The sequence below is a fragment of the Companilactobacillus paralimentarius DSM 13238 = JCM 10415 genome (assembly GCF_001434985.1).
Lineage (GTDB): Bacteria > Bacillota > Bacilli > Lactobacillales > Lactobacillaceae > Companilactobacillus > Companilactobacillus paralimentarius.
In genome coordinates this window covers 15176-38288 of the sequence record NZ_AZES01000054.1, presented here as the reverse complement: position 1 = coordinate 38288, position 23113 = coordinate 15176, and the positions used below count along the sequence as shown (strand labels likewise).

The 23113-nt window shown below is 35.4% G+C and carries 18 protein-coding genes; 8 read left to right on the top strand and 10 right to left on the bottom strand.

The window, feature by feature from the left end; translation table 11 throughout:
* Positions 1-316 precede the first annotated feature (316 nt).
* The 4 genes from FD33_RS05715 to FD33_RS13030 all read left to right on the top strand — a co-directional run bounded on the left by FD33_RS05715 (position 317) and on the right by FD33_RS13030 (position 4599).
* Positions 317-1663, top strand: coding sequence for a PTS sugar transporter subunit IIC (locus FD33_RS05715; RefSeq protein WP_025085133.1), 1347 nt, complete (start codon positions 317-319; stop codon positions 1661-1663).
* 26 nt (positions 1664-1689) lie between these two features.
* Entirely contained in the window at positions 1690-2619 is a 930-nt protein-coding gene (locus FD33_RS05710; RefSeq protein WP_056954826.1) for a DUF7916 family protein, read from the top strand.
* A gap of 170 nt (positions 2620-2789) precedes the next feature.
* On the top strand, positions 2790-4253 hold the full coding sequence (locus FD33_RS05705; protein ID WP_025085132.1) for a DHA2 family efflux MFS transporter permease subunit: 1464 nt from the start codon (positions 2790-2792) through the stop codon (positions 4251-4253).
* 211 nt (positions 4254-4464) lie between these two features.
* Entirely contained in the window at positions 4465-4599 is a 135-nt protein-coding gene (locus tag FD33_RS13030) for a hypothetical protein (RefSeq protein ID WP_264372430.1), read from the top strand.
* Positions 4600-4648: 49 nt separating this feature from the next.
* Here FD33_RS13030 and FD33_RS12880 read toward each other — a convergent pair whose 3' ends face one another.
* From FD33_RS12880 to FD33_RS05660, 9 genes are all read right to left on the bottom strand, one after another.
* Positions 4649-5776 (bottom strand): GGDEF domain-containing protein, encoded by a 1128-nt coding sequence (locus FD33_RS12880; protein ID WP_158136970.1) that lies wholly within the window; start codon positions 5774-5776, stop codon positions 4649-4651.
* A 217-nt stretch (positions 5777-5993) separates the two neighbouring features.
* Entirely contained in the window at positions 5994-7364 is a 1371-nt protein-coding gene (locus tag FD33_RS05695) for a DHA2 family efflux MFS transporter permease subunit (protein ID WP_056955831.1), read from the bottom strand.
* Between the two features lie 203 nt (positions 7365-7567).
* Complete coding sequence (locus FD33_RS05690) at positions 7568-7951, bottom strand: YxeA family protein (protein ID WP_025085131.1); 384 nt, start codon at positions 7949-7951, stop codon at positions 7568-7570.
* A gap of 237 nt (positions 7952-8188) precedes the next feature.
* Positions 8189-9316 carry a 5-methyltetrahydropteroyltriglutamate--homocysteine S-methyltransferase gene (locus tag FD33_RS05685; protein ID WP_025085130.1) on the bottom strand — a complete coding sequence of 376 codons (1128 nt, stop codon included), beginning with the start codon at positions 9314-9316 and terminating at the stop codon, positions 8189-8191.
* 480 nt (positions 9317-9796) lie between these two features.
* Positions 9797-12274 (bottom strand): hypothetical protein, encoded by a 2478-nt coding sequence (locus FD33_RS05680; protein ID WP_056955830.1) that lies wholly within the window; start codon positions 12272-12274, stop codon positions 9797-9799.
* 356 nt (positions 12275-12630) lie between these two features.
* Complete coding sequence (locus FD33_RS05675) at positions 12631-13635, bottom strand: D-2-hydroxyacid dehydrogenase (RefSeq protein ID WP_025085127.1); 1005 nt, start codon at positions 13633-13635, stop codon at positions 12631-12633.
* Positions 13636-13729: 94 nt separating this feature from the next.
* Positions 13730-14647 (bottom strand): DMT family transporter, encoded by a 918-nt coding sequence (locus FD33_RS05670; RefSeq protein WP_025085126.1) that lies wholly within the window; start codon positions 14645-14647, stop codon positions 13730-13732.
* A 170-nt stretch (positions 14648-14817) separates the two neighbouring features.
* Complete coding sequence (gene greA / locus FD33_RS05665; RefSeq protein ID WP_025085125.1) at positions 14818-15288, bottom strand: transcription elongation factor GreA; 471 nt, start codon at positions 15286-15288, stop codon at positions 14818-14820.
* A gap of 175 nt (positions 15289-15463) precedes the next feature.
* Positions 15464-16900 carry a C69 family dipeptidase gene (locus FD33_RS05660; RefSeq protein WP_025085124.1) on the bottom strand — a complete coding sequence of 479 codons (1437 nt, stop codon included), beginning with the start codon at positions 16898-16900 and terminating at the stop codon, positions 15464-15466.
* A 128-nt stretch (positions 16901-17028) separates the two neighbouring features.
* Between FD33_RS05660 and FD33_RS05655 the strand changes: the two genes are divergently transcribed.
* From FD33_RS05655 to FD33_RS05645, 3 genes are all read left to right on the top strand, one after another.
* On the top strand, positions 17029-18321 hold the full coding sequence (locus FD33_RS05655; protein WP_034544070.1) for a nucleobase:cation symporter-2 family protein: 1293 nt from the start codon (positions 17029-17031) through the stop codon (positions 18319-18321).
* 104 nt (positions 18322-18425) lie between these two features.
* Positions 18426-19202 carry an FAD:protein FMN transferase gene (locus tag FD33_RS05650; protein WP_025085122.1) on the top strand — a complete coding sequence of 259 codons (777 nt, stop codon included), beginning with the start codon at positions 18426-18428 and terminating at the stop codon, positions 19200-19202.
* A gap of 121 nt (positions 19203-19323) precedes the next feature.
* A complete protein-coding gene (locus FD33_RS05645) occupies positions 19324-20115 on the top strand; it encodes an FAD:protein FMN transferase (protein WP_025085121.1) in 792 nt (263 codons plus the stop codon).
* Positions 20116-20164: 49 nt separating this feature from the next.
* Here FD33_RS05645 and FD33_RS05640 read toward each other — a convergent pair whose 3' ends face one another.
* Positions 20165-21049, bottom strand: a complete 885-nt coding sequence (locus tag FD33_RS05640) for an aldo/keto reductase (RefSeq protein WP_025085120.1) — start codon at positions 21047-21049, stop codon at positions 20165-20167.
* Positions 21050-21184: 135 nt separating this feature from the next.
* Between FD33_RS05640 and FD33_RS05635 the strand changes: the two genes are divergently transcribed.
* The gene (locus FD33_RS05635) at positions 21185-23074 is read left to right on the top strand and encodes a fructose-bisphosphatase class III (protein WP_025085119.1); all 1890 of its coding nucleotides are present in this window, start codon (positions 21185-21187) and stop codon (positions 23072-23074) included.
* Positions 23075-23113 lie beyond the last annotated feature (39 nt).

Sequence of the window (23113 nt, the reverse complement as noted above, 5' to 3'; positions counted from 1 at the left end):
ATGAGTTCTTTTTTATTTTCTTCTTACTCGTTGCACTTCAATTGTAAATTCGTCGTTGTCACAAATAAAAAAACAAGTTCCTACCGTTATGCAAAATTGTGTTCACACAGTCAGTTAATCGTTGGAAAAAGCTAACCAATGGCGTTATGTAAAGCCGCCTTTTTTATAATAAAAATTGTTATGTCAATATCAATATTTTTAAATCATACAAAATATATTTTTTCGAAAAAAACAGATTGCTATTGATTGGACTATACCATCATGATAAGGTTCTTTATGCAACCGGTTGCAAAAAATCTTGAGGGAGCAAATTATTATGGCTAACAGTAAAAAGGGCGGAGGCTTCATGGCCTTTGTTGAGAAACATTTAATGCCAATCGCTGTTAAATTAGGGCAAATGAAACCTTTGATTGCAATTCGTGATGGTATTGCAATATCAATGCCACTTATTATCATTGGTTCTTTATTCATGGTTATCAATAACTTTCCAATACCTGTATGGACAGCTTGGTTAGCTAAGACAACTATTAAGGGAGCAACTGTCGCATCAATTTTTGCCAAGATAGTTAACGGATCATTTGGCTTAATTGGACTAGTTAGTGCCTTCGGTATCGCTGCAAGTTACGCAGAGCAATATAAAACTGATGGAAAATCAGCAGGGGTTATTGCTTTGTCAGCATATTTTGTTGTAACACCAAGTATTATGAGTGGTGATAAAGTTCCTGTTGAAGGAATGCCTTACAACTTCTTAGGAAGTCAAGGATTGTTTGTTGCTATTCTATTAGGATTATTAGCTGGATGGATTTTCCAGTGGTTTATTAATAACGATATTCAAATTAAATTACCAGACACAGTACCACCCGCAGTTGCAAAAAGTTTCAGTGCTTTAATTCCTGGAGCTGTAGTTATTACTATTTTTGGTGCTCTTTACGCAATCTTTACATGGACAGGATTAGGCAATATTCATTTACTATTATTCCATATCCTATCCAAACCACTAGGTCTCTTGGGAGATACTCTTGGAGGAACTATTGTAGCAATTATGCTTAATAGTTTGTTCTGGTTTATCGGTATTCACGGTGGAAATATTATTAATCCAATTATTTCACCTATTTGGTTAATGAATACTGATGCTAACCGTGTATTGTTCCAAGCTGGACATCTTGATTTAGCTCATCATGCTCATATCATTACTCAACCATTTATGGATAACTTCGTATACATGGGTGGTGGTGGTGCCACTATTGGACTTGTTATGGGTATTGGTATTTTGATCTTTATGAAGAGATCAAGTAAACAATTAGATGTTATGGGACCTTTGACTATTACACCAGGTATCTTTAATATCAATGAACCAACAATGTTTGGTTTGCCAGTTGTTTTAAACACCACTTTAATTATTCCATTTATTGTGGCACCTTGTATAAATGCCATTACAACTTATTTTGCAATGGCAACAGGATTAGTTCCATTATGTAATGGTACAATGGCCTCATGGACCATGCCTCCAATTATTTCTGGATTCTTAGTAACGAATAGTTGGACTGGATCAGCCCTACAAGCCGTAAATATTGTGCTTGATATTCTAATGTACTTCCCATTCTTAATTGCTATGAATAAGCAACAAAAGATTGAAGAAGCAGGTAAAGAAGTAGTTGCTTAAAAGAAAATAAAGGAGAAATTTTCAATATGGTGAAACGATTAATCAGTGCAGATACCAGCGATATGTTAGCAATGGACGGAGCCGAATTGAAGCAAAGTATCAAAGCCAGTGAAGGTCGAGTTGTTTTGAGTGAAAATGTTGTTGGTCATGAACCAATGGACGGTATCACAACTTCAGAAATCGCTGCTGCCTTTGGAGCCGATTTGATTTTACTCAACGGATTGGATGTATTGAATCCAATTATCTTGGGACTTTATCCTGGTGAAGAAACTTTGGCTACTGCTAAAGCTCATCATGATGGTGAAAGTATTCATCGTCTTCAAAAATTAGTTGGACGTCCAATTGGTGTTAACTTGGAACCAGTTGATCCTAACGCTAAAATGGCCGAAGATCGCTTAATTATTCCTGAAGGCCGTATGGCAAGTGAAAAAACTTTGCAGGAAGTAGAAAAGCTAGGTTTCAACTTCGTTGTCTTGACTGGTAATCCAGGTACAGGTGTTACCAACGCTCAGATTGCTGCCAACATCAAAGTGGCAAAGAAGAACTTCCATGGCCTAGTTATTGCTGGAAAGATGCATGGAGCCGGGGTTGATGAACCAGTTGTCAGTGAAGAATCCGTAAATGCCTTTCTTGAAGCCGGAGCTGATGTGATTTTGGTTCCCGCTGTAGGAACGGTGCCTGGTTTTGATGATGCTGAACTTAAAGAAGTTGTTAAGTTGGCTCATGATAAAGGTGCACTTGTTATGAGTACAATTGGAACTAGCCAAGAAGGATCAGGTAGTAGCTATATCGAAAATGTAGCCATCAGAAACAAGATCGATGGTGTAGATATTCAACACGTCGGTGATGCTGCTTGGGGAATTCAATCACCATTTGAAAATATCTTTGCAATGAGTAAAGCTATTCGTGGTGAACGCCATGCAATTGTTCGTATGGCACGTTCCATTAATAGATAGAAATTAATTCAATAGGGATGTTATTAGGTTTTAATACCTAGTAACATCCCTATTTTTTTCACTTTTTTACCTATTTTAATGAAAAACATAAAGAAATTTCAGAAAACACTTACGAAAATAATTTTTTTCTGGTATATTAATCCACTGTTGCAACAATTTGGAGGAAAATTATGAGTCAATCTCAAAAAATTAATACAAGACCCGAACATCCAATCTTGTCACTATTGGGTGTCTTAATCGGTGGATTTGTAGGAATGTTTAGTGAAACTTCATTGAATATTGCCCTTCCATCAATCATGAAAGCTTTTAATATCGAAACAGGAACAGCACAGTGGCTAGTTACAGGTTATATGCTTGTAATTGCAATTGTTTTACCGCTTTCTAGTTTGTTAACAAAACACTTCTCAACTAGGGGATTAGTTAGATTTGGTTTGTTGGACTTCATCGTTGGTTCAGCAATTTCCGCATTAGCAATGAATTTCCCAATGCTTTTGGCAGGTAGAATGATCCAAGGTATCGCTACCGGAATTATTTTGCCACTTATGTTTTCAATTGCTATGAGAATCTTCCCACCTGATAAACTAGGTGCCGCTCTAGGTATGGCTGCTCTAGTTATTATGTTTGCCCCAGCTATTGGACCTACAATTTCAGGTATTATCTTGGGTGCATTGTCATGGAGATATATTTTCTGGTCATTTATCGTTTTCCTATTGATCGGTTTGGTCATTATGGAAAAGAATTTGACTAACGTATTTGAAGTAACTAAACCAAAAGTTGATTGGTTAGCTATTGCTCTTTCAACTATCAGTTTTGGTTTGATTGTTTTTGGTATCAGTTTCTTGAGCAAAAACATCGCTACAGCATTGGTTGCCTTGATCGTAGGTATCATTTTCTTAGTTATCTATATCAGACAACAATTGCATGCCAAGACTCCAACTTTGGATTTCTCGGTTTTGAAAACTCCAGAATTCTTAACGGGTTCAGTTCTAGTTATGTTAAACTTTGGTATTACATTGTCAGCTATGTACTTACTACCTATGTACTTACAAAATGGTTTAGGTATCGCTGTAGCCTTAACTGGTGTTGTAATGTTACCAGGTGGTATTATCAATGCTATCGTTTCATTTGGTGCAGGTCGTGCCTACGATAAAATTGGTGCTAAGATGATGTCTCGTTTAGGCTTCCTAATTTCTATCGTTGGTTCAGCAATGTTCCTATTTAGTAATTCAAATAGTTCTTTAGGTTATATCATTGTAGCCCATATTGTTTTGATGATCGGTGTTCCATTGGCTATGTCACCCTCACAAACATATGGACTCAACTCATTGGATGCATATCAATCCGCAGATGGTTCTGCTATCATCAATACTTTCCAACAAGTTATTGGTGCCGTAGCAACTGGTATTGCCACAATTCTTTTGAGTACAGGTCAAGCTAACTACTTTGCTAATGGTGGACATTCAGCAAAATTAGCCTTCACTAACGGTGCTCATTATGGATTCATGTTTACATTGATTTTAGCTGTCTTCGGATTCATCTTGGCTTTCCGTGTTCACAATAAGAGCAAGGAAACTGTTGATGTTGAAGAAACAGAAGAAGCAACTTCTAAAGACAAAGAAGCTGTTACAGAGTAATAAAAAATAGAAAACAATTGATACTTGTTTAATCTCGGCTGACATATTTCGTTCAGTCGGGATTTTCTATTTCAACATAGTAATTGTGAAATATTTCTGGTAATTTTACTTGAAATTCAACACAAAAAATGGTTGAAATATATTTATAATTCCTTTACAATAATAGGGTTAATAAGATAAGTTAAATTGTAACGGGAAGGAGGGTTTTTAGATGTCACAAAATACACATAAAGGTATGACTGGCCACCGCCGTCCTGTAAACCAAAAAAATGGTGCAGAAAAACGTGCCCATACACAAGCTGTTCTTGACTTCCTAAGAGGTCGCGACGCAAAAGAATCTAAATAATTAGACAAAAAGAGCTGACAGATTTAATCTGTTAGCTCTTTTTGTCCTACTAGATAATAGTGATCTCTTTACGACCATTACGTTTTGAATGATATAAAGCTTTGTCAACTCGAGAATAAAAGTCATTGACCGAAACATCTTTTTTGCTGATTTCGGATACACCTACGGAAATAGTGATATGAATTTTATTTTCTTTGACATCCACTTCTGTGTGATTAACAGCTTCAAAAATTTCTTTGACAATTGCTTGAGTTTCTTTGACATGATAATGAGGAAAGATAATATTGAATTCCTCACCACCCGTGCGATACAGTTTAATATTCTTGTCATTCTTTGCGAGTACAGACTGTACGACCCTGACTACCGTCTGTAAAACTTTATCTCCTAAATGTCCATAAGTATCATTAATGCTCTTAAAATGGTCGATATCGAACATCATCATAGTGAACTTTCCATCTGAAATGACGTTATCCTTGAAGAGTGATCTAAAATCGATATCAAAGGCATCATAGTTGTAAGCATGTGTCAATTTATCATGCGTAGCATCTTGGAACAGAGCAGCTCTTGATTCTAAGTCAGTGTAAAGAATAGCGATATAGCCAAAGGTAAACAACTCAATGATTAATAAGTAGATGACTTGTTTGAAGAATATGGGATTGCTGATAGAAAATTTGACCTTAATGAAGAACCAATAGGCGAACCCTGAGATTAGGCTGATCAATAAATAGACGGAAAAGGGAAATTTATTTTTAGTATGGTTTTTGACATAGTTCAGTGAATAATAGAATGCAATCAAAACAATCGCCAAACACCATGATTCCCAACTACTTAAAGCTGAGTTAAAAATCATAAAAGCAACGACGATCGGTCCAAATAAGTGATATTTAAACGGAACACTTAATATGACAGTATAAAAAATGATGGAGACTAGTTGAAAATTAACATAGATCCAAGGTTGATTCTTGTCACGGATTGAAAGTTGCATTATGAACAATAAAGATAGAATATAGATGATTCCCAGAATCGAACGTAGAAGATATTTATCAATGTTTTTATGAATGACTTTAAAGACCAATCTAATTCCTGCAAAGAGGATTTGAAAAACAATAAAGGCTCCCATAATGAAAAAGAGGCTAGTAATTAGTGGTGCACTATCGAGAAAAATTTTAGTTAACAAAACTATGCTCCTCCTGGAACCTATGATTAGTATTTGTTCTAAAATAATTATAGTCATTCTATATGAATAAATTAATAGGAAAATTTAGTAAATTGTTGGAAATTTTTACCAAAAAAGAACCAGTAATTCAAATTTGTTTAAGTTTTCATATTCAAATCAAAAGAGATGTTCATATCTACCAATTAGTTAGTTAGTATGAACACCTCTTTTTTGTTAATTAATCGATATCAGGTCGATGTAATTTATGGGTCATGATCAGAGCGACAATTAGGAATCCTAAGCATGCTAGAAATCCAGCTTGAATGCCGGTGGCCTGGTTAACGGTGCTACCAGTCATGACTTTGTCAGCTAGGGTAATAACAGCAATAATAATAGCTGTTCCAAAGGAAGCAGCTATCTGTCTTAAAGTATTGAAAGTAGCCACACCATCAGAAATATATTTCTTAGGCAAAGAGCTTAGGGCGTGGGTTTGAATAGGTATCAAAATCAATACTAATCCTAACTGACGAACGGTTTGTCCTACTGTTAACATTAAAACTGACGCGTTAACGTCAATAACGGCTTGCATGAAGGTACCAAAGCAGTCGATCAATACACCTGTGACCACAATTCGTTTGATAGGATATTTGTCAAAAAATCGACCGCTGACAGGGGACATGAATCCTGTTAAAGTTGCTCCAGGTAGAAGAGCTAACCCAGAGATCAACGGACTTTTGTGAAGGATTGTCTGAATCATCAATGGCAAAAGAATAGTGTTGCCATACATAGTTAAAACAATCAGCATATTGATAACAGTCGAAAAAGTAAATTGTGAATGCTTAAAAATTTCGAAATTAATAATCGGCTTGGATGACTTATTTTCCATAATCGAAAAGATAACAATCAAAATTAAACCAATTACGGTATAACCTAAGACGTTAAAGGTGAAGAGATTTGATTGTCCGATATTGGAGAAACCGGTCAATAAGAAGAGAAGTCCAAAACTGATGGTGATCAAACTGACAGTATCAAATTTAGGATTCTCAGCCGTTTCAATTTGTGGTAATAAGAAAATCGATAACAAAACGACAGCGATGATGAATGGTAAGATCAAGATAAAGAGATATTGCCAAGCAAAGTACTCTAATATTACTCCAGACAACGTTGGTCCAATAATAGGGGAGAAATTAAAGGCTAACCCAATAATTCCCATGACAGCTCCCTGTTTGCTTCTGTCGGTATATTGCATGGCAAGTACGTTGACCAAAGGCATCATCATACCAGTACCAATGGCCTGAATCATCCGGCCGACGATAACTAATATAAATGAATTAGCTACGGCACCTAATAGAGTTCCAACTAAAAAGATAGAAGAAAAGGCAATAAATAAATGTCTAAAAGAGAATTTCTTTATAAAATAGGCACTTGTAGGAATCATGATGGCATTGACTAATGTATATCCATTAGTTAGCCATTGAACGGTGGAAGAATTGACATTGAAAACACGCATAAAGGTTGGTAAAGCGGTATTCATCAATGTTGAACACAAGACACCGAAGAAAGTTCCAAAGACCATGATGTACAGTGATTTTTTGATTTGTTTTGACATAATTTGAACCCCTAAAATGGAAAGTAGTAACTTATCTATTTTAGTTATCAAATTTGTTGTGGTCAAATTGAATTCTGACTATTAACTTTCTTCTAAATTTTTGAAACAAAAATAGCAGTATTTATTTAGAACTTAAGGCACATGGAGTTAAATTTCGAATGTGCTGTGTTTGTCCTAAGTAAATACTGCTTTTATTTCTAATATTATAGATTCAATTTAGTGTAGACATCACTAGGGATGTCTTTTTTGAAAACTTCTTTATATGAATAGACGTAACTACCTTTAGTATCAAGTTTAAGATAATGATTCTGTTTCAATTTACCCATACCCATGAATTCGATGGGATGTTCTTTACCATCCTGATCGTAACTCTTCAAATTGTATGTGTAATTACCGTAGCCATCTTTATCCTTAGCATCTTTATTATCAATTTTTACATATCTAGGTTCACGTTTGACTAAGATGTTGTAGTTGTTAAATGCTTGTGAAACCTGACTTGTGTTGTCCTTAGTGTAGAAACAAGCACCTAAATATCCTAATCCTATAATAACAATACCTAAAAGAAAAACCCTTAGAAAACTTCTCATTTGCGTTACCTCCTGAGAAATATACTAAAGGCTTTGGTTATCTTTTTACATTTGATCTACTTACATTGTTCTTACAGATTTGTAAGCGGGTTTACCACCAATCAAAATGAAGTGTGTAGTCTACAATTCTGTTGAATAAGTCTGCTAAAATTTTCATCATAATCAGTACCTCCAACATAGATAAACTTTAATCCTTACTTATATTATAGTTCTTGTTGAAAGCGCTATCAATGATTATTATCCCCAGACTTCATCCTGAATTGATTTAACCAATTTAAGCTTAGCCCATTCTTGTTGTTCGGTTAGAACATTACCTTCTTCTGTAGAAGCGAAGCCACATTGAGTTGATAACCAGAGACGATCCAATGGCAAGTATTGACTAGCTTCTTTAATACGATTAATGACTTCTTGACGATCTTCAAGTTCGCCAGATTTGGTTGTAATTAAGCCTAAAACAACTTTTTTGTCACCTGATACTTTGGCAAGTGGTTCAAAGTTGCCGGCGCGTTTAGAATCATATTCTAAGAAGTAGGTATCAACATTTTCTTTAGCAAATAGTGTGTCAGCGACAGGACCATAACCGCCAGAGAAAGCAAAGTCAGAGTGGTAGTTACCACGACATACGTGGGTATTGATAGTTAAATCTTCAGGAAGATTTTCAATAGCTTTATTGTTTAGCTCAAGAAGAATATCTTGAATACCTGAGTTGGCATAAGCTTTACCATCAGGAGTATTTAAAAAGTCTTCATCTAGGAATAATCCCCATGAACAGTCATCCAATTGAATGACACGGGCACCTTTATCGTAGAAAGCTAAAATGGCGTCATGATAAGCTTTTTCGATATCCAAATATAAATCGTTAATATTTGGATAAAATTCTTTGATTTTTTCGTCGTTAGTTCCACGAATCAATTCAACATAGAGTTGTGAAGGAGCAGGGATCGTTTGTTTAGGTTCGATATCTAGATTATCAGTCAGTAATTTGAGAAATTCAAAATCTTTGATGAAAGGATGAGTTTCAGGATTGAATTTGATGTGTCCTGATAAGATAGCAGTATCATCACGAGTTTCTTCATGGGCAAAATGATAACCTTCGCCATAGTGAATATGGTCGATGCCTTCAAAACCCCAGAAGAAGTCCAGATGCCAGTATGAACGACGAAATTCACCATCAGTAGCGTAGTCTAAACCTGCGGCGACTTCTTTATTAACGAGATCCTTGATAGCTTCATTTTCAACTGTTGTGAGTTCTTTTTGAGTAATTTGGTTATTGAAATAATCTTGGCGGGCCTGCTTGAGAACGTCTGGTCTTAGAAAACTTCCTACATGTTGGAATCCGATTTTGCTTGTTGTTTTAACTGTCATATGAAAATCCTCCTGAGTCTGTTTAATCTTTTTTTGTATTGGTTGAGATGATGAGCGCGGTTAAGAGAAAAGGGGAAACGAATGATCTCCGAACATTCCCATAACTCTCTCTAAATCGACTTTGTCGTTAAGAGAGAGTAAAAAAAATAATCGTCCCTACAATACAGAATTTACCTGCACTGTAGGGACGATTACTCGTGGTACCACCCTAATTTATACTTTGCTTACACAAAATACCTCAACGACACTGTCATGTCCGGGATGATATCGCATCCTTGCGTATTCCTAGCTTGCACTAGGATAAGACTCCAAGCTCATCTTCGATTAATCGTTCATTCCGTCTTTTCACTGGCTGACGGTCACTGGAAAATTACTGGATTAATTTACTCTTCTCTTCAACGTCTAATTTGATTAAATAGATTTTAATTATTTGGTTGGTGAATAAGTTACACCTTGGATTATCTTTTGTCAAACGTCTTTTTAAATACTGTTAGTGACATACCAAGTTACGGTTCCACTGTACTTTCCAACCTCGCTAATTCCAGTTTGTTTCAATAATGGTCCGGTATTATCTGTCCAGCTTTTTGAAATTACTGTTGTTACTAATTGATCGCTAGCAACGTTGTTTTCGGCAATGGGGACTTCTTCTGAAGTTAAGTCATAAACAGTTCCATCTTTTTTTCTATAAACTAATGTTCCATTAAATTTGACATTGCCTTTTTTTATTTCTGAGGTTGAAACGGATAGTTTCCAAGGATTTCTTAAACTTGTAACGCTGACGGAAAAACCACTTTTTCGTTTTAAATATTCATTAGTTGATAAATAGTTAACATCTTGAAAGTCTAGATTTTTTGATGCATTCACGTCTAAAAATTTATTTTGTAAAACATTAATAATATATGTAACGGTGTTTGACTTAATATCGTCCTTGTCCGTAGCGGTGACAGTGACTTTCTGAGTAGTTTTTTCTTTAAAAATGTTCCAGAAATCATCACCGACAATGCTTCTTAAAGGAATAGTTCCAAGGGCTGATGTATCGGTGGAGTTGGCTTGAGTGCTGGCGTTATATGTTTTATCACCAACACTTATATCGTAACGAATAGGATCTTCTGTTTTGAAGTGGTGGTTTTTGTCATAACTGAGCTGTGTGGGTAAATTTAAATTTTCGTTAGCATCACTATAGACGATATTTATTGGATCAGGATTTTTAAAAGTTAATAACCAATTTTTTTGATAAGTGACTTTGAAGTTTGGAGTACTAGTTGTAGAGATTTGATTCTCACCTGAGAATTTGGCTGGTTCTTCAGGTACGTCGATATCGTGGTCAGTTGTATTATCGGCTATGCCATTGATTGAAATGTCAGCACTGGTATAAGCGGTATCACTAATCTTACCTAGGTTCTCGGCTAGATTGAATTTCAAAGATTGAGCATTTAAATTCGTACCACTAATGTATTCAGTTTTGGTATTTCCATTTAAGCTATTTTTGTAATTAATTGTGGCAATATTGCCATTACTATCAGAATCATAATTAATATTAGTTGGTAAATCAATTTCGGCAGCAATTTTATTCCAATCAACACGACTATTTTCAGTATCATAATTGACATTATAGTTGATTGTTAATTTATCACCATGAGCAATATTCTTATCGGTCGAGTCATCCGTAATCACTTTACCCAAAGTATTATCAGTAATAGATGCTTTTGCATCAGCGTGAACTAGCGCAGGGATTGATTCGAATACTACCAATTTACTGTAAATACCACTCGATTTTCCATTGGCACCGGTAAATCCCCAATATAATTTATTGTCTTTAATATCTCCAAAAATATTATGATCAACGTCTACGGTTTGATCAACTCGAGGATATCCACCAAGATTACTACCATCATTGTTAATTGTTCCATCTAAATATTTATCGTTGAAAGCATATTTTATTTGCGCTGGTTTCCCATCTGAAGCGTGTTTCCAAGTAAAGGTAACATGATGCCAATAAATAGGATTATCGTCTGTACCAGCATCAACTAATTGTGCCGACTTGGCTCCAGAATGAATGATGGAAGCAGCACTCGTAAAACCCTTCCAGGCAGAATTGGATTGATTGGAAACTCCTATAGGTAAAAGCGCATAACTAGTTGCTAAGCCAGGGTAAGTTACTGCAATATGTCCGTATCCACCACTAGCTCCGAATTTAGAATTATTGGGGTACGTAGAAGGAATGGGGAATTTATTAGCCGTATCTTTTGTATCGTACCCATTTAGTGTGTAATAGTAAGTACCTATACCTGGAAAGATTACTCCCGATTCATAATTGAGTTGGATGGGAGCTTCGTCTCTTGATGAAAGAGCATCGTTTATTTGACTATCGAATTCTAAGGCCATACTGTTTTTAACAGCTGTACTAGCAATATAATCGGGGGTAGCTACAGTAGGAGATCCTTCTGTAAAATAATAATATGAGGTGGTTGCCTTGTCGTATCCATAAACACCAAGTCCTTGATAACCAGCTCCCACAGCGTTATAACCGCGAGGATCGTTTTGTAAAACTAAGGCCATTCCTTGACCGTTCAAAAGTTCATTATTAGTGGCTGCACCAAAATATAACCAAGCAGAGACGGTTTGATCCTTACGGATGTCTATGTAATTTCCAGCTGAAGTGTCTGACCAAGCTGCTCCATATGAACCAGAACCAGTAGCTAAATCGAGAACTTTTCCATCTTTAGTGGTTTGAGCGTCATTATCTGTAAATGGATCGTGTATATCATTATTTAGGGGCGGAGAAATTTTAAAAAACTTATGAATATCAAGTCCTGTAGGAGCACTGTTAATTGCTTCCTGATCCTCAGTGGCACTGTCGGCTAAAGTAGTAGTTGTTGTCGTTGTTAATGAAAGGAAGAATAATAGAGTAATCCAAATAAGTATTGGCAGACACTTTAGGACTTTGAATACATCCATATAATCAATTCCTTCCTCGAAAAATAATTACAAGTTGTAATAAAGGTTATCAGCCTTATTATAGCAACGGAAAGATTGATTAAAAGATGTCTGAAATTTCTATCACTGTTATATAATGGCTAGAAACTAACTGGCACAATTATTTGAGGAAAAGTAGCTCAATGTAAATTTATTTAATTTTAGAAAGCAAAAATATTATCTATAAATATTGTTAAACTGGCTTATATTATAATTATTAATTTTGAAATTTTTATTACTATTAAAAGAATAAAATACAAATTACACCGTTGTATGAGTTTGTGACGTTATAAAAAAGAGATACTATTCCAAAGGAAGAGTATCTCTTTTTTTAAATTCTATTTAGTTGTATCAACAATATTATTTGGCTTAAGTCCTTCAATCAAAGCTTTGTTTGAATCGAATGAGGTCGTAATCATATTGTGAATAGCTGTTTCTGTATAGAAGGCACTATGTGGAGTAATGATAACGTTAGTTCTCTTAGCTAGATTCTTGATTTTTTCGTTTGGAATGTTGTCAATACTACTCCAAACTTTACCAAAGACAGAATTTTCATTATCAAGAACATCAAGTCCAGCTCCAGCAACTTTACCACTGTCTAAGCCTTTAATTAATGCATCAGTATCGATCAATTCACCACGGGCACAATTGATGATATAAACACCATCTTTCATTTGTGAAATGGCTTTGTCATTAATCATATATTTATTAGAATCAAATAATGGAACATGCAAGGTAATAATATCAGATTGTTTATATAATTCTTCTAAACTATCCACGTATAATCCTTGTTTTTCTATATCGTCGTTGTGATAGACATCGTAAGCTACGACTTTAGCACCGAAGCCTTGCAAAATTTTGATAACCACGCGACCGATATGTCCAGTACCAACAACACCGACTGTTTGTTCACGATACTCTTTACCAATAGTAGGAGCCCAAGTGAAATCACCATTGTCAAATTTCTCATCGAATTCAGGCACACGGCGTAATAAGCGACCCATCAAGAGAACGGTATGTTCAGCGATGGCATTTGGAGAATAAACAGGTACATTTGTTAAAGTAAATCCAAGATCATTAAGATCTTTGAAGTTGAAGTTATCAAAGCCGACATTACGGATTGAAATATACTTAATACCTAATTTATTAAGTACTTCCAAAGCTTTTCTGGTGTAAGGTGAAGTCTGTAATGTTACGACACCGTCAGAACCCTCAGCTAATCTAGCTGAATCAGCTGTTAAAGTATATTTAGTGAAGCCTACTTCAATATTAGGATTAGCCTCTTCCCATTTTCTTAAAGATGGTTCTTCGTCTTCACGAATTCCATATGCAAATATTTTCATAAACGAATATTCCTCCTTTTAACGCACACCTTTATTAAAACAAAATTGTGAAAAAAAAAGAAGCCGAATCCATTATCCGACTCCAAGAGTTAAATTATTCGGTATCATAACGATTTAATACATAAATAGCTATGATAACAATAACAGCACCAATTACTTCAGCAAGATTAACCGCGTAATGAAGGAAAATCACACTTAAAATTAAAGTAGTGAATGGTTGTACGGCATCAGTGATACTAACAATTGCGGCTGTTGTATATTTAGTACTGATAACCATTAATAGAAAGGCTAGAACAGTACCAAGCAAGATAACTGTACCAACACCAAGAATACTTCCAGCAGTCATCTTTGGAGCGTTGACCCAGAAAGGATTGAACAGATTAGAAATTAATCCAGCAATTAACATTCCCCAACCAGTGATCAAAATTCCATGGTACTTAGCAATCAATTTTTGTGGAATAGTAATATAAAGTGCAGCAGTGATACCACTACCAATACCCCAAAGAACGGAAATAAACGGAATTGAGAGATGTCCCAAGTCACCACGAGTAATCATAAGGACAACACCAATTAAAGCAATGACAAAGGAAATTACGTCCACACGTGAAGTTTTCTTTTTAGTAAAGATTATGGCACCAATCATGATAAACAAAGGTGAGAGGTACTGTAAAATTGTCGCCGTCGATGAATTACCGGTCTTCACAGCGTGAAAAAAGGTAAACATATTAGCTAATAAACCAAAGACTGAAAAGCTAACTAGAGTTAGAAAATCTTTTTTATTTTTAAAAACGGCAAAGAATTCCTTTTTAGGTAAAACGACTAAGCCAACTGCTAACAAAAGGATACCGGCTATAAGTGTTCTGGTACCAATAAACCACATTGTAGGAATATTTAAGTTCTTAGCAACGAACTGTAAAACGGTACCTGAAACTCCCCAAAGAGCAGAAGCACAAAATGCTAACCAGAAACCACGATCAAGGGTCTTCTTGGCCAACTTTTTACTTTCATCCATTAAAAAACATCCTCCTAAAAAATCAATACTTTATTATACCCGTGGTTATCAAGTTTTGACTATTCTTTTTTTTATATCATGGTGTTTATCAGAAATAGGTATGTAACAGAGGTAGCTTTAAACGGGCATTATTTAAAATTGGTACGTACCATATTTAAATAATTATAAAATTAATTTAACTTGATTTCGATGATTTTTACCTGATAAGAACCATCTGGTGCACTGACTGTTACAATATCATCGACTTTATGATTTTCCAAAGCTTTACCAATCGGTGAAGCAAAAGAAATTTTATTTTCGGTCAAATTAGCTTCCTGTTTACCGACAAGTTGATAGGTAACTTGGTCATGATCATCCAAAAATTCAACTGTTACGAATTTACCAATGTCGAGCTTATCATTATCAGCAGGGACGACGACATCAGCGTACTGAAGCTGCTTGTATAGAAAACGTAAACGACCTTCCAAGTGACCAAGATCTCTTTTAGCAGTTGAATATTCAGTATTTTCAGAACGATCTCCTAAAGCCGCCGCGGCAGCCAATATTTTAATTTTTCCAGGACGGATTTCTTTCAAATGCTTGATCTCTTGCTCAATAGCTTTATATCCGGCAGGAGTCATTTTGTTAAATGTTGGTTCCATTTTGAAAAACCTCGATATATTAATATTTCTAAGTAGAAAGATAGTTCAAATTAAATTTGAAAGCAAGGGCATAAAGTGAGGTAAGGAGTCGCCCATATGGAGATAATTATAGACTATAAAATATAACAAAAAATCCCTCCAACTCATCAAGAGTCAAAGAGATTATCGTTTAATTTTATAGGTTGGCATCCATATTGAATGTAAGTTTTGAAAGATTGATACCCTTTGTATAAAGTTCACCAAAGAAGTCGTGTGTCTTGTCTCTCATTTCCTTAACAACCTTTTGGTTTCTGTCAGTTAAGAATTCAACTAATTCGTCACCTGAATAGTTAGCGGCAAGTTTATCAGTTTCGGCAACTGAAGCACGTAATTGTTGACGAATATCTGTTAAGTAGTCGATATCATCTTGGATGAATTCACTATAGTTTGATTCAACAAGAACAGATAGAGCGTTATACATCCAATATGCATCCTTGAAGTTAAACTTGAGTGAAGCGTCATTATATGAATCGTCTGTTTCATTCATGTTTGTGTAGAATGGAATGTATGGTGTAAATGTTGGGAATCCAATACATAACCACATGATAGCAGCGTATTCTTCAGGTACATCATTTCTGATTTGAAGAACATGTGAGTTTTGAGTTCTGTTCAAACCGATTGGACGGTAACGATGTTTGTCATCCTCTGAAGCATATGGACTATATGGGTCATAAGGTGTTTCGTTGTAGTGTGAACCTAGAACATATTCAATATCATCAACAGTGATCTTGTGATCTGTCTTCATGATGAATGGTAATTCACCATCTTCTGGATCTTGTTGAATCTCAGGGTTGAAGTACTTTTGACCAAACCAAACACGTGGTGTGTTGTAGTGACGGTCTTTAAGATTGTCTGTACCAAAGATATGTCTGAAGTTGAAACCAGTCTTGTCTGTGTTCAAATGGTTCTTTTCAACAAATTCTTGGATTCCTTCTGACCACATGAATTCATCAGAGTTATTGAAATCAACTTGTTGGATAGAAACGCGGTTAGCGCAAACAGCATAACTGTCATCAGGGATTCTTTGAGCTACCCAGTGATGACCTGTAACGATTTCCATGTACCAAACGTCGTCTTTGTCACTGAATAGAAGTGAGTTACCAGCAGGTGAACCAAACTTCTTAATGAGTTCACCAGTACGTTCAACAGCACCTTTGGCTGAATCAACATAAGGAAGAACCATACGAACAATAACGTCTTCGTCCATACCATCTTTAACAAGTGGGTCAAAGGCTAATGCACGTTCATTACCGTAAGTACTTTCAGTAGCTGACATAGCAACGTTCTTACCATTGATACCACTTTCGTCATAGTAACCGAATTTCTTGTAGTCAACGTTAGGAACTGCAGGCCATTTGTAGCCATTTTCGGGAACTTCGGATTCGAAGCCGTTTAACCATGACTTAACTTTGCGACCTTTTTCACCTTTAACAGCAGGGTTTAATACGAAACTGTGTGGGGCAACGGCAAAAAATGTATCGTCATTTCTGGCGATCATTGTTGAACCGTCGATACTGGCGTTTTTACCAACTAAGATAGTTGTACAAGCGTCATCTAAATGATTTTTATTCATCTCTTAGAATTCCTCCTATTTTATACTGCCTTCATTCTATCATAGATAATGTTTTAATTAATCCAAACTTCGCCTTTAATAACTTTCAGAAAAGATGTTATAATTTTCTAAATATAGGAGGGGCAATAATGGATCTTAATATGAATGATAAGAGCGATTCTTTTTTTAAGAATCTGCTATTAGGATTTCAACATTTACTAGCCATGTACTCAGGAGATATCTTGATACCGATCTTGATCGGTGCATCTTTGGGCTTCAGCGCTAAGGAAATGACATACTTAATCTCAGTAGATATTTTTATGTGTGGGGTAGCCACACTGTTACAAATTAAACGAACACCTTTGACTGGGATTGGATTACCGGTTGTTTTGGGATCGGCGGTCGAATATGTAACACCGTTACAAAATATAGGACATCACTTTGGAATAGCCTATATGTATGGCGCTATTATCGTGGCTGGTATTTTTATCATGTTAATTTCGAAAGTATTTGCCAAATTAAAGAGATTTTTTCCACCAGTCGTTACTGGTTCTCTAATAACTTTGATTGGATTTACTTTGATACCGGTAGCTTTCCAAAATATTGGTGGTGGCGATGCCACTGCTAAGGGGTTCGGTAACTCAACTAATCTAATTTTAGGATTTTCAACAGCATTAATTATCGTTGTCATAAGTATTTGGGGTCGTGGATTTATTCAACAGATCGCCGTTTTGATTGGTATTGTGGCTGGATATTTAATGGGAATCGGTATGGGTCAGATTGGTTTTGCAAGTGTCGGTTCTGCACATTGGTTCCAAATACCACGTCCATTTTACTTTGCAACGCCTAAGTTTGAGTGGTCATCAATTCTTGTTATGCTCTTAGCAGCTCTAACATGTATGATTGAATCAACTGGTGTTTACTATGCTTTGGCTGAATTGACAAAACGTGATTTGGATGAGAATGATTTACAACGTGGATATGCCTCAGAAGGTTTAGCGGCTATTCTTGGAGGGATTTTTAATACCTTTCCATACTCAACTTTCTCGCAAAACGTTGCGGTTGTTCAATTATCAGGAATTAAAAAGAACAAGCCAGTTTACTTCTCAGCCTTTCTCTTGATCATCTTAGGGTTGATCCCCAAGGTCGGTGCAGTGGCAGAATTGATTCCTAATGCTGTTTTAGGTGGTGCCATGTTGATTATGTTTGGTACCGTTGGTATTGAAGGTATTAAAATGCTATCTAAAGTTGAAATGAACAATAATAATATTATGATTATGGCTGTTTCAATCAGTTTGGGACTTGGAGTAACAGTTCAACCAACTCTACTCCATTTCTTACCATCAACACTACAAACTATTTTAAATAATGGTTTAGTTGTCGGAAGTTTTTCAGCAATTATTTTGAATTTACTTTTAAATTCTAATAAAGAAAAAGCTTAATTTTTTTCACAAACTTTGGTCATATTTTCATCACATTTAGTACGTATACTTATCGATAAATTAGATGAGCATACGTATTTTTTTTACGTAAAGGAGTGATAAATATGACTGAATATAAATACATAAGTACCGTTTTAAATAAATTTGATCTGCCACTGGAGATTAAACTGGCAGTACCTAAAGAAGAAAATTTTGACCAGACAATTTTGGACCAAATTGTTAAGCAAGTCGATATTCAAGTTAAAAAATATGACGAATTGTTCTCGGTAGAGAATAGGAATTCGTTCCTAAGTAAATTTCAAGATGGTGATGAAACGGCCTTGATGATTTCAGAAACCTTTAGAGAAGTCTATGAACAAACAATCACAGCTGAACAAATGACTCAACATTATTTTAGTTCCTACTATAATGGCAAATATGACCCAGTTGGTTTGTTAAATGGTTGGATCATTGATCAACTCTTCAATCAATACTTAATTAAGCTACTCAGTGTGGACAATATTGATGGAGTATCCTTGAGATGCGGTGAAGACGTTCGTTTAGCTAGTCGACCTGATATTGATTTCAATTGGCGCATTGCTATCAAAGATCCCAATAATTTGGATATTTTATTGGCAACTTATTTTTTGAAGAATGGTGCAGTTTCAACTTCTAATGAAGTTCACAGTTTGAGAAAAGAATCCAGTAATATTGAACAAGTAACGATTGTAACTAACAATACCTTAGATGCGAAGATTTGGTCTTCAGCGGGAATCTCCGCAGGAACTAATAAATTTCCACAATTCATCGAGAGGTACCATCTGACCGGGATGATCGTTGATAAAAATCTCGGTATGGAAAATTTTCGTGATGGGTTTACAGACAAAGTAGCTTTAAAATAAAATGTATAACGACGTTATACATTTTATTTTTTGTCATTTTATTCTAATTTTAATCATAAATAATTCAAATTCGTCCGATATAATTTGAATTGTATTAAGAATTAGAAATCGAGGTACCCTAATGAAAAATGAAAAGTATTATTTAAAAACTAAAACAATCAATCAAATGAATATGAATTTTTTAATTAAATTAGCAACATTAACAACCAACGTTACCGTTATGGAGCTCTTAAAAGTGGCAACGGAAAGAATTGATGAACGTCTGCAAGAAATTGATCGTCAATTTTCTGCTTTTAGATATGATTCTTTAGTATCCAAGTTTCAACGTGGCGATCAGAAACCTCTGACAACTTCAAATGATTTTAAACAAATTTATAACTCGGCTATACTGTCAGAACAAATGACTAATGGTATTTATAGACCATATTTTGCAGGTAAGTTTGATCCTTCGACCATAGTTAGAAGCTGGGCAATTGAACAGGTTTTCGATGAAACACTCAAACCGCTCTTGAAGAATCCTGAAGTAGTAGGAGTTTACTTAAGTGGTGATCAAAATATTAAATTTGCTACCAAACAAGATTCTGACTTCCGTTGGGAAATTAACATTCCTAACTCTGAAGAAATTTTGACGACTTATTATTTGAAAAATGGCGCTATTTCAACCTTCGAAAATGATGAATTTTTAGGTAACACTTATAAAATGAATCAAGCCGATAACCATCAGACAACCGTTATTAGAAGCAGTTTGATTGAAGCCAGTATTTGGGCTCTAGTAGGTTCTTCGTCCAAGAAAGAGGAATTCATGTCCTTCATCAAACATTACAATTTAACCGGTATTGTTGTTGATAAACAGGATAATGTTTTGAATTTCAATTTAGGTTCAATTATTGATAATAAGGAAATTTCAGCATAAAAAAGAGCTTTCTAGAGATTAATCTAGAAAGCTTTTTTTTGATAATAAATTAGTCGTCCCATTCTTCAACAGAATCAACATAACCATCAGGGTTACCACTCCAGAAGAAATCACCATACCAAAGGCTTCTCTTATCATTATCGAAACCGTTGATTTCCTTCATATCGGCATCACTTAGTTCAAAGTCATAAACATCTGAGTTTTGAACAATTCTTTCTTCGTGAACTGACTTAGGAATGGTAATAATACCATTTTGTAAGTCCCAACGAAGAATAACTTGAGCAACTGACTTGTTGTACTTGTCAGCAATTTTCTTTAATCTAGTATCACCTAGAACGGAGCCACCACCAAGTGGAGACCATGCCTCAAGTAGAATATTGTTTTCGTCACAGAAGTTCTTGATATCAACTTCTTGGCAAAGGGGATGATATTCCATTTGGTTAACAGCGGGTTTGATTGAACAATTCTTAAGAATGTCCTTTAATCTTTCAATATTGAAGTTAGATACACCAATAGCACGTGCCTTGCCTTCTTTGTAGATTGTTTCCAATGCACGCCATGTGTCCAAGTATGTGCCATCTACTGGCCAGTGAATCAAGAGAAGATCTACATAGTCTGTTTGTAATCTCTTTAATTGACCTTCAAAGTTGTCGAGTGTTGATTGATAGCCTTGGTCACCATTAAAGATTTTTGTTGTTAAAAAGATGTCTTCACGTTTGAGACCATTATCTGCAAAGCCTTTTTGTAATCCTTCACCAACACCAGTTTCATTACCATATTGTTTTGCAGTATCAATAGCTTTATAGCCGTGTTTCAAAGCCCATTGGACAGATTGAGAAGCACCTGTATTATTTACTTTCCAAACGCCCATACCTAGTTGGGGCATTTCAACACCATTATTCAAAGTTACAGTAGAATCCAATTTTAAATTCATATTCTAACCTCCTATGATTATAATTTTAACTCAAATATAACTGTGATACTTGGAATATTGCTTTTCGTTTGGTATAGTTCAGTTTGAATGCGCTATCATTAATATAGAACGCATTGCTTTTGGGGGAATATATTAATGAGAAATAAATTCACGAATGTAATTGAAAATAAGAATGAGATCAAGTCTAAAATTATCAATCTATCTGCTACCCTAAATTTGCCCAAAGGAACAGAAGCTTTTATCAGTGACGTTCATGGTGGTTATGATCGTTTCTCACATATTATGCGTAGTGGTGCTGGTAATATCAGTAAAAAGGTATCAGAGGTCTTTTCTGGTAAGTTGATGCCAGTCAATCAAATGAAGCTGTCATGTTTGATTTATTATCCATCCGAAGTCCTAAAAGAAACTAAGAATAAAATTACCGATGCAGATGAATTAGAGCAGTGGTATATGGATTCGTTCAATAATTTAATTGAAATGCTACGTTATGTAGCAAATAAATATCCTAAAAGCCTCGTGCAAAAGGCCATTCAACCGGATTTTTGGGATATCACTGAAAACCTTTTGATGATTGATACTAATTTCAAGGATAAACGACTCTACTATCAAGGTTTGTTGTCGAGTATTGAACGTTTAAATATGGCTGACGACTTTATTATTGCTATCAGTCATGCGATCCAACGTTTAGCAATTGAGAGAATTCACATTGTTGGAGATATTTATGATCGTGGATCACATCCCGATTTGGTGATTAATTATCTGATTAACCACTGGCAAAATTTTGACATTCAATGGGGAAATCACGATATTCTTTGGATGGGAAGTATGGCGGGATCTAAACTATGTATGCTCAATTTGATCCGAATTTGTGCGCGTTACGACAATCTAGAATTATTAAATGATGCTTATGATATTGACATGACTTCTATGATTAAACTGGCTCGTCACAGCTATCGTCCATTACCGAACTTCGATCCAAAAGTAGATTTAACGGGCATATCTGAGGAAAATCGAATCACTGATAATTGTGTTCAACAGGCTGCTACTATTATGCAATTTAAATTAGAAGGGCAGGCTATCAAGCGTCGCCCTGAATTTGAGATGAACGATCGCCTATTTTTAGACAAGTTGAGTCAGGACAAAAAATCAATCAAAATTGATGGTAAGGATTATCCAATTGATAATGGATGTTTCCAATTAGTTAATCCGGGAAATCCTTATCAAATTTCACATCCTGAACAAGTTGTTTTGATCGATTTGATCAATCAGTTTATCCATTCAAGTAAACTCAACGAACATATGTGGTTTATGTACGACCACGGCTCAATGTACCTCAAACATAACGGTAACTTGCTGTTTCATGGTTGTGTACCAACGGATGAGCAAGGTAACTTTGTCAAATGGAAGATCGATGGCCGTAATTATCTAGGTAAAGATTTAAGTGACTACTTCCAAATTATATTGCGGGATGCAATGCGTCATCCAACAACGGGTGACTGTTTCAATTCCGATGTGCTCTGGTATCTTTGGTGTGGAAAAGATTCGCCATTATTTGGTAAAGATAAGATGACCACTTTTGAACGTTACTTTATAGATGATGAGGAATTACAGAAAGAAACTTTGAATCCCTTCTATAAATTATGTAAAAAAGAGTGGTTTGCCGATCGAGTTAAAGATGAGTTTGGAATTGGTGAAGAAGGCCACATTATTGTTGGTCATACTCCAGATGCTGACGAAGAAAATCTTCCTATTATGTCTAAGGGTAAGATTATTCAAGTCAATGGTGGTCGTCCAAAGATGGAGCATAACGGGGGCTTTACGCTGTTGTATGATTCTTATGGAATGCAACTATTAAAGTTGAAACCATTTATTTCTTTGTCAACTTCATTAAAAGACTTAAATGATGTAATTTTGAAACGAAAGATTGTTGAAAATTCAATCGAACGAAAAGTTGTTATGGACACCGATCGGGGAGATAAAATAAAACAACAAATAGCTGATTTGTCAGCAGAACTAAACGATTAGAGAACGGAGCAAACCGGAAGAAATTGGCCTGCGTAGCTC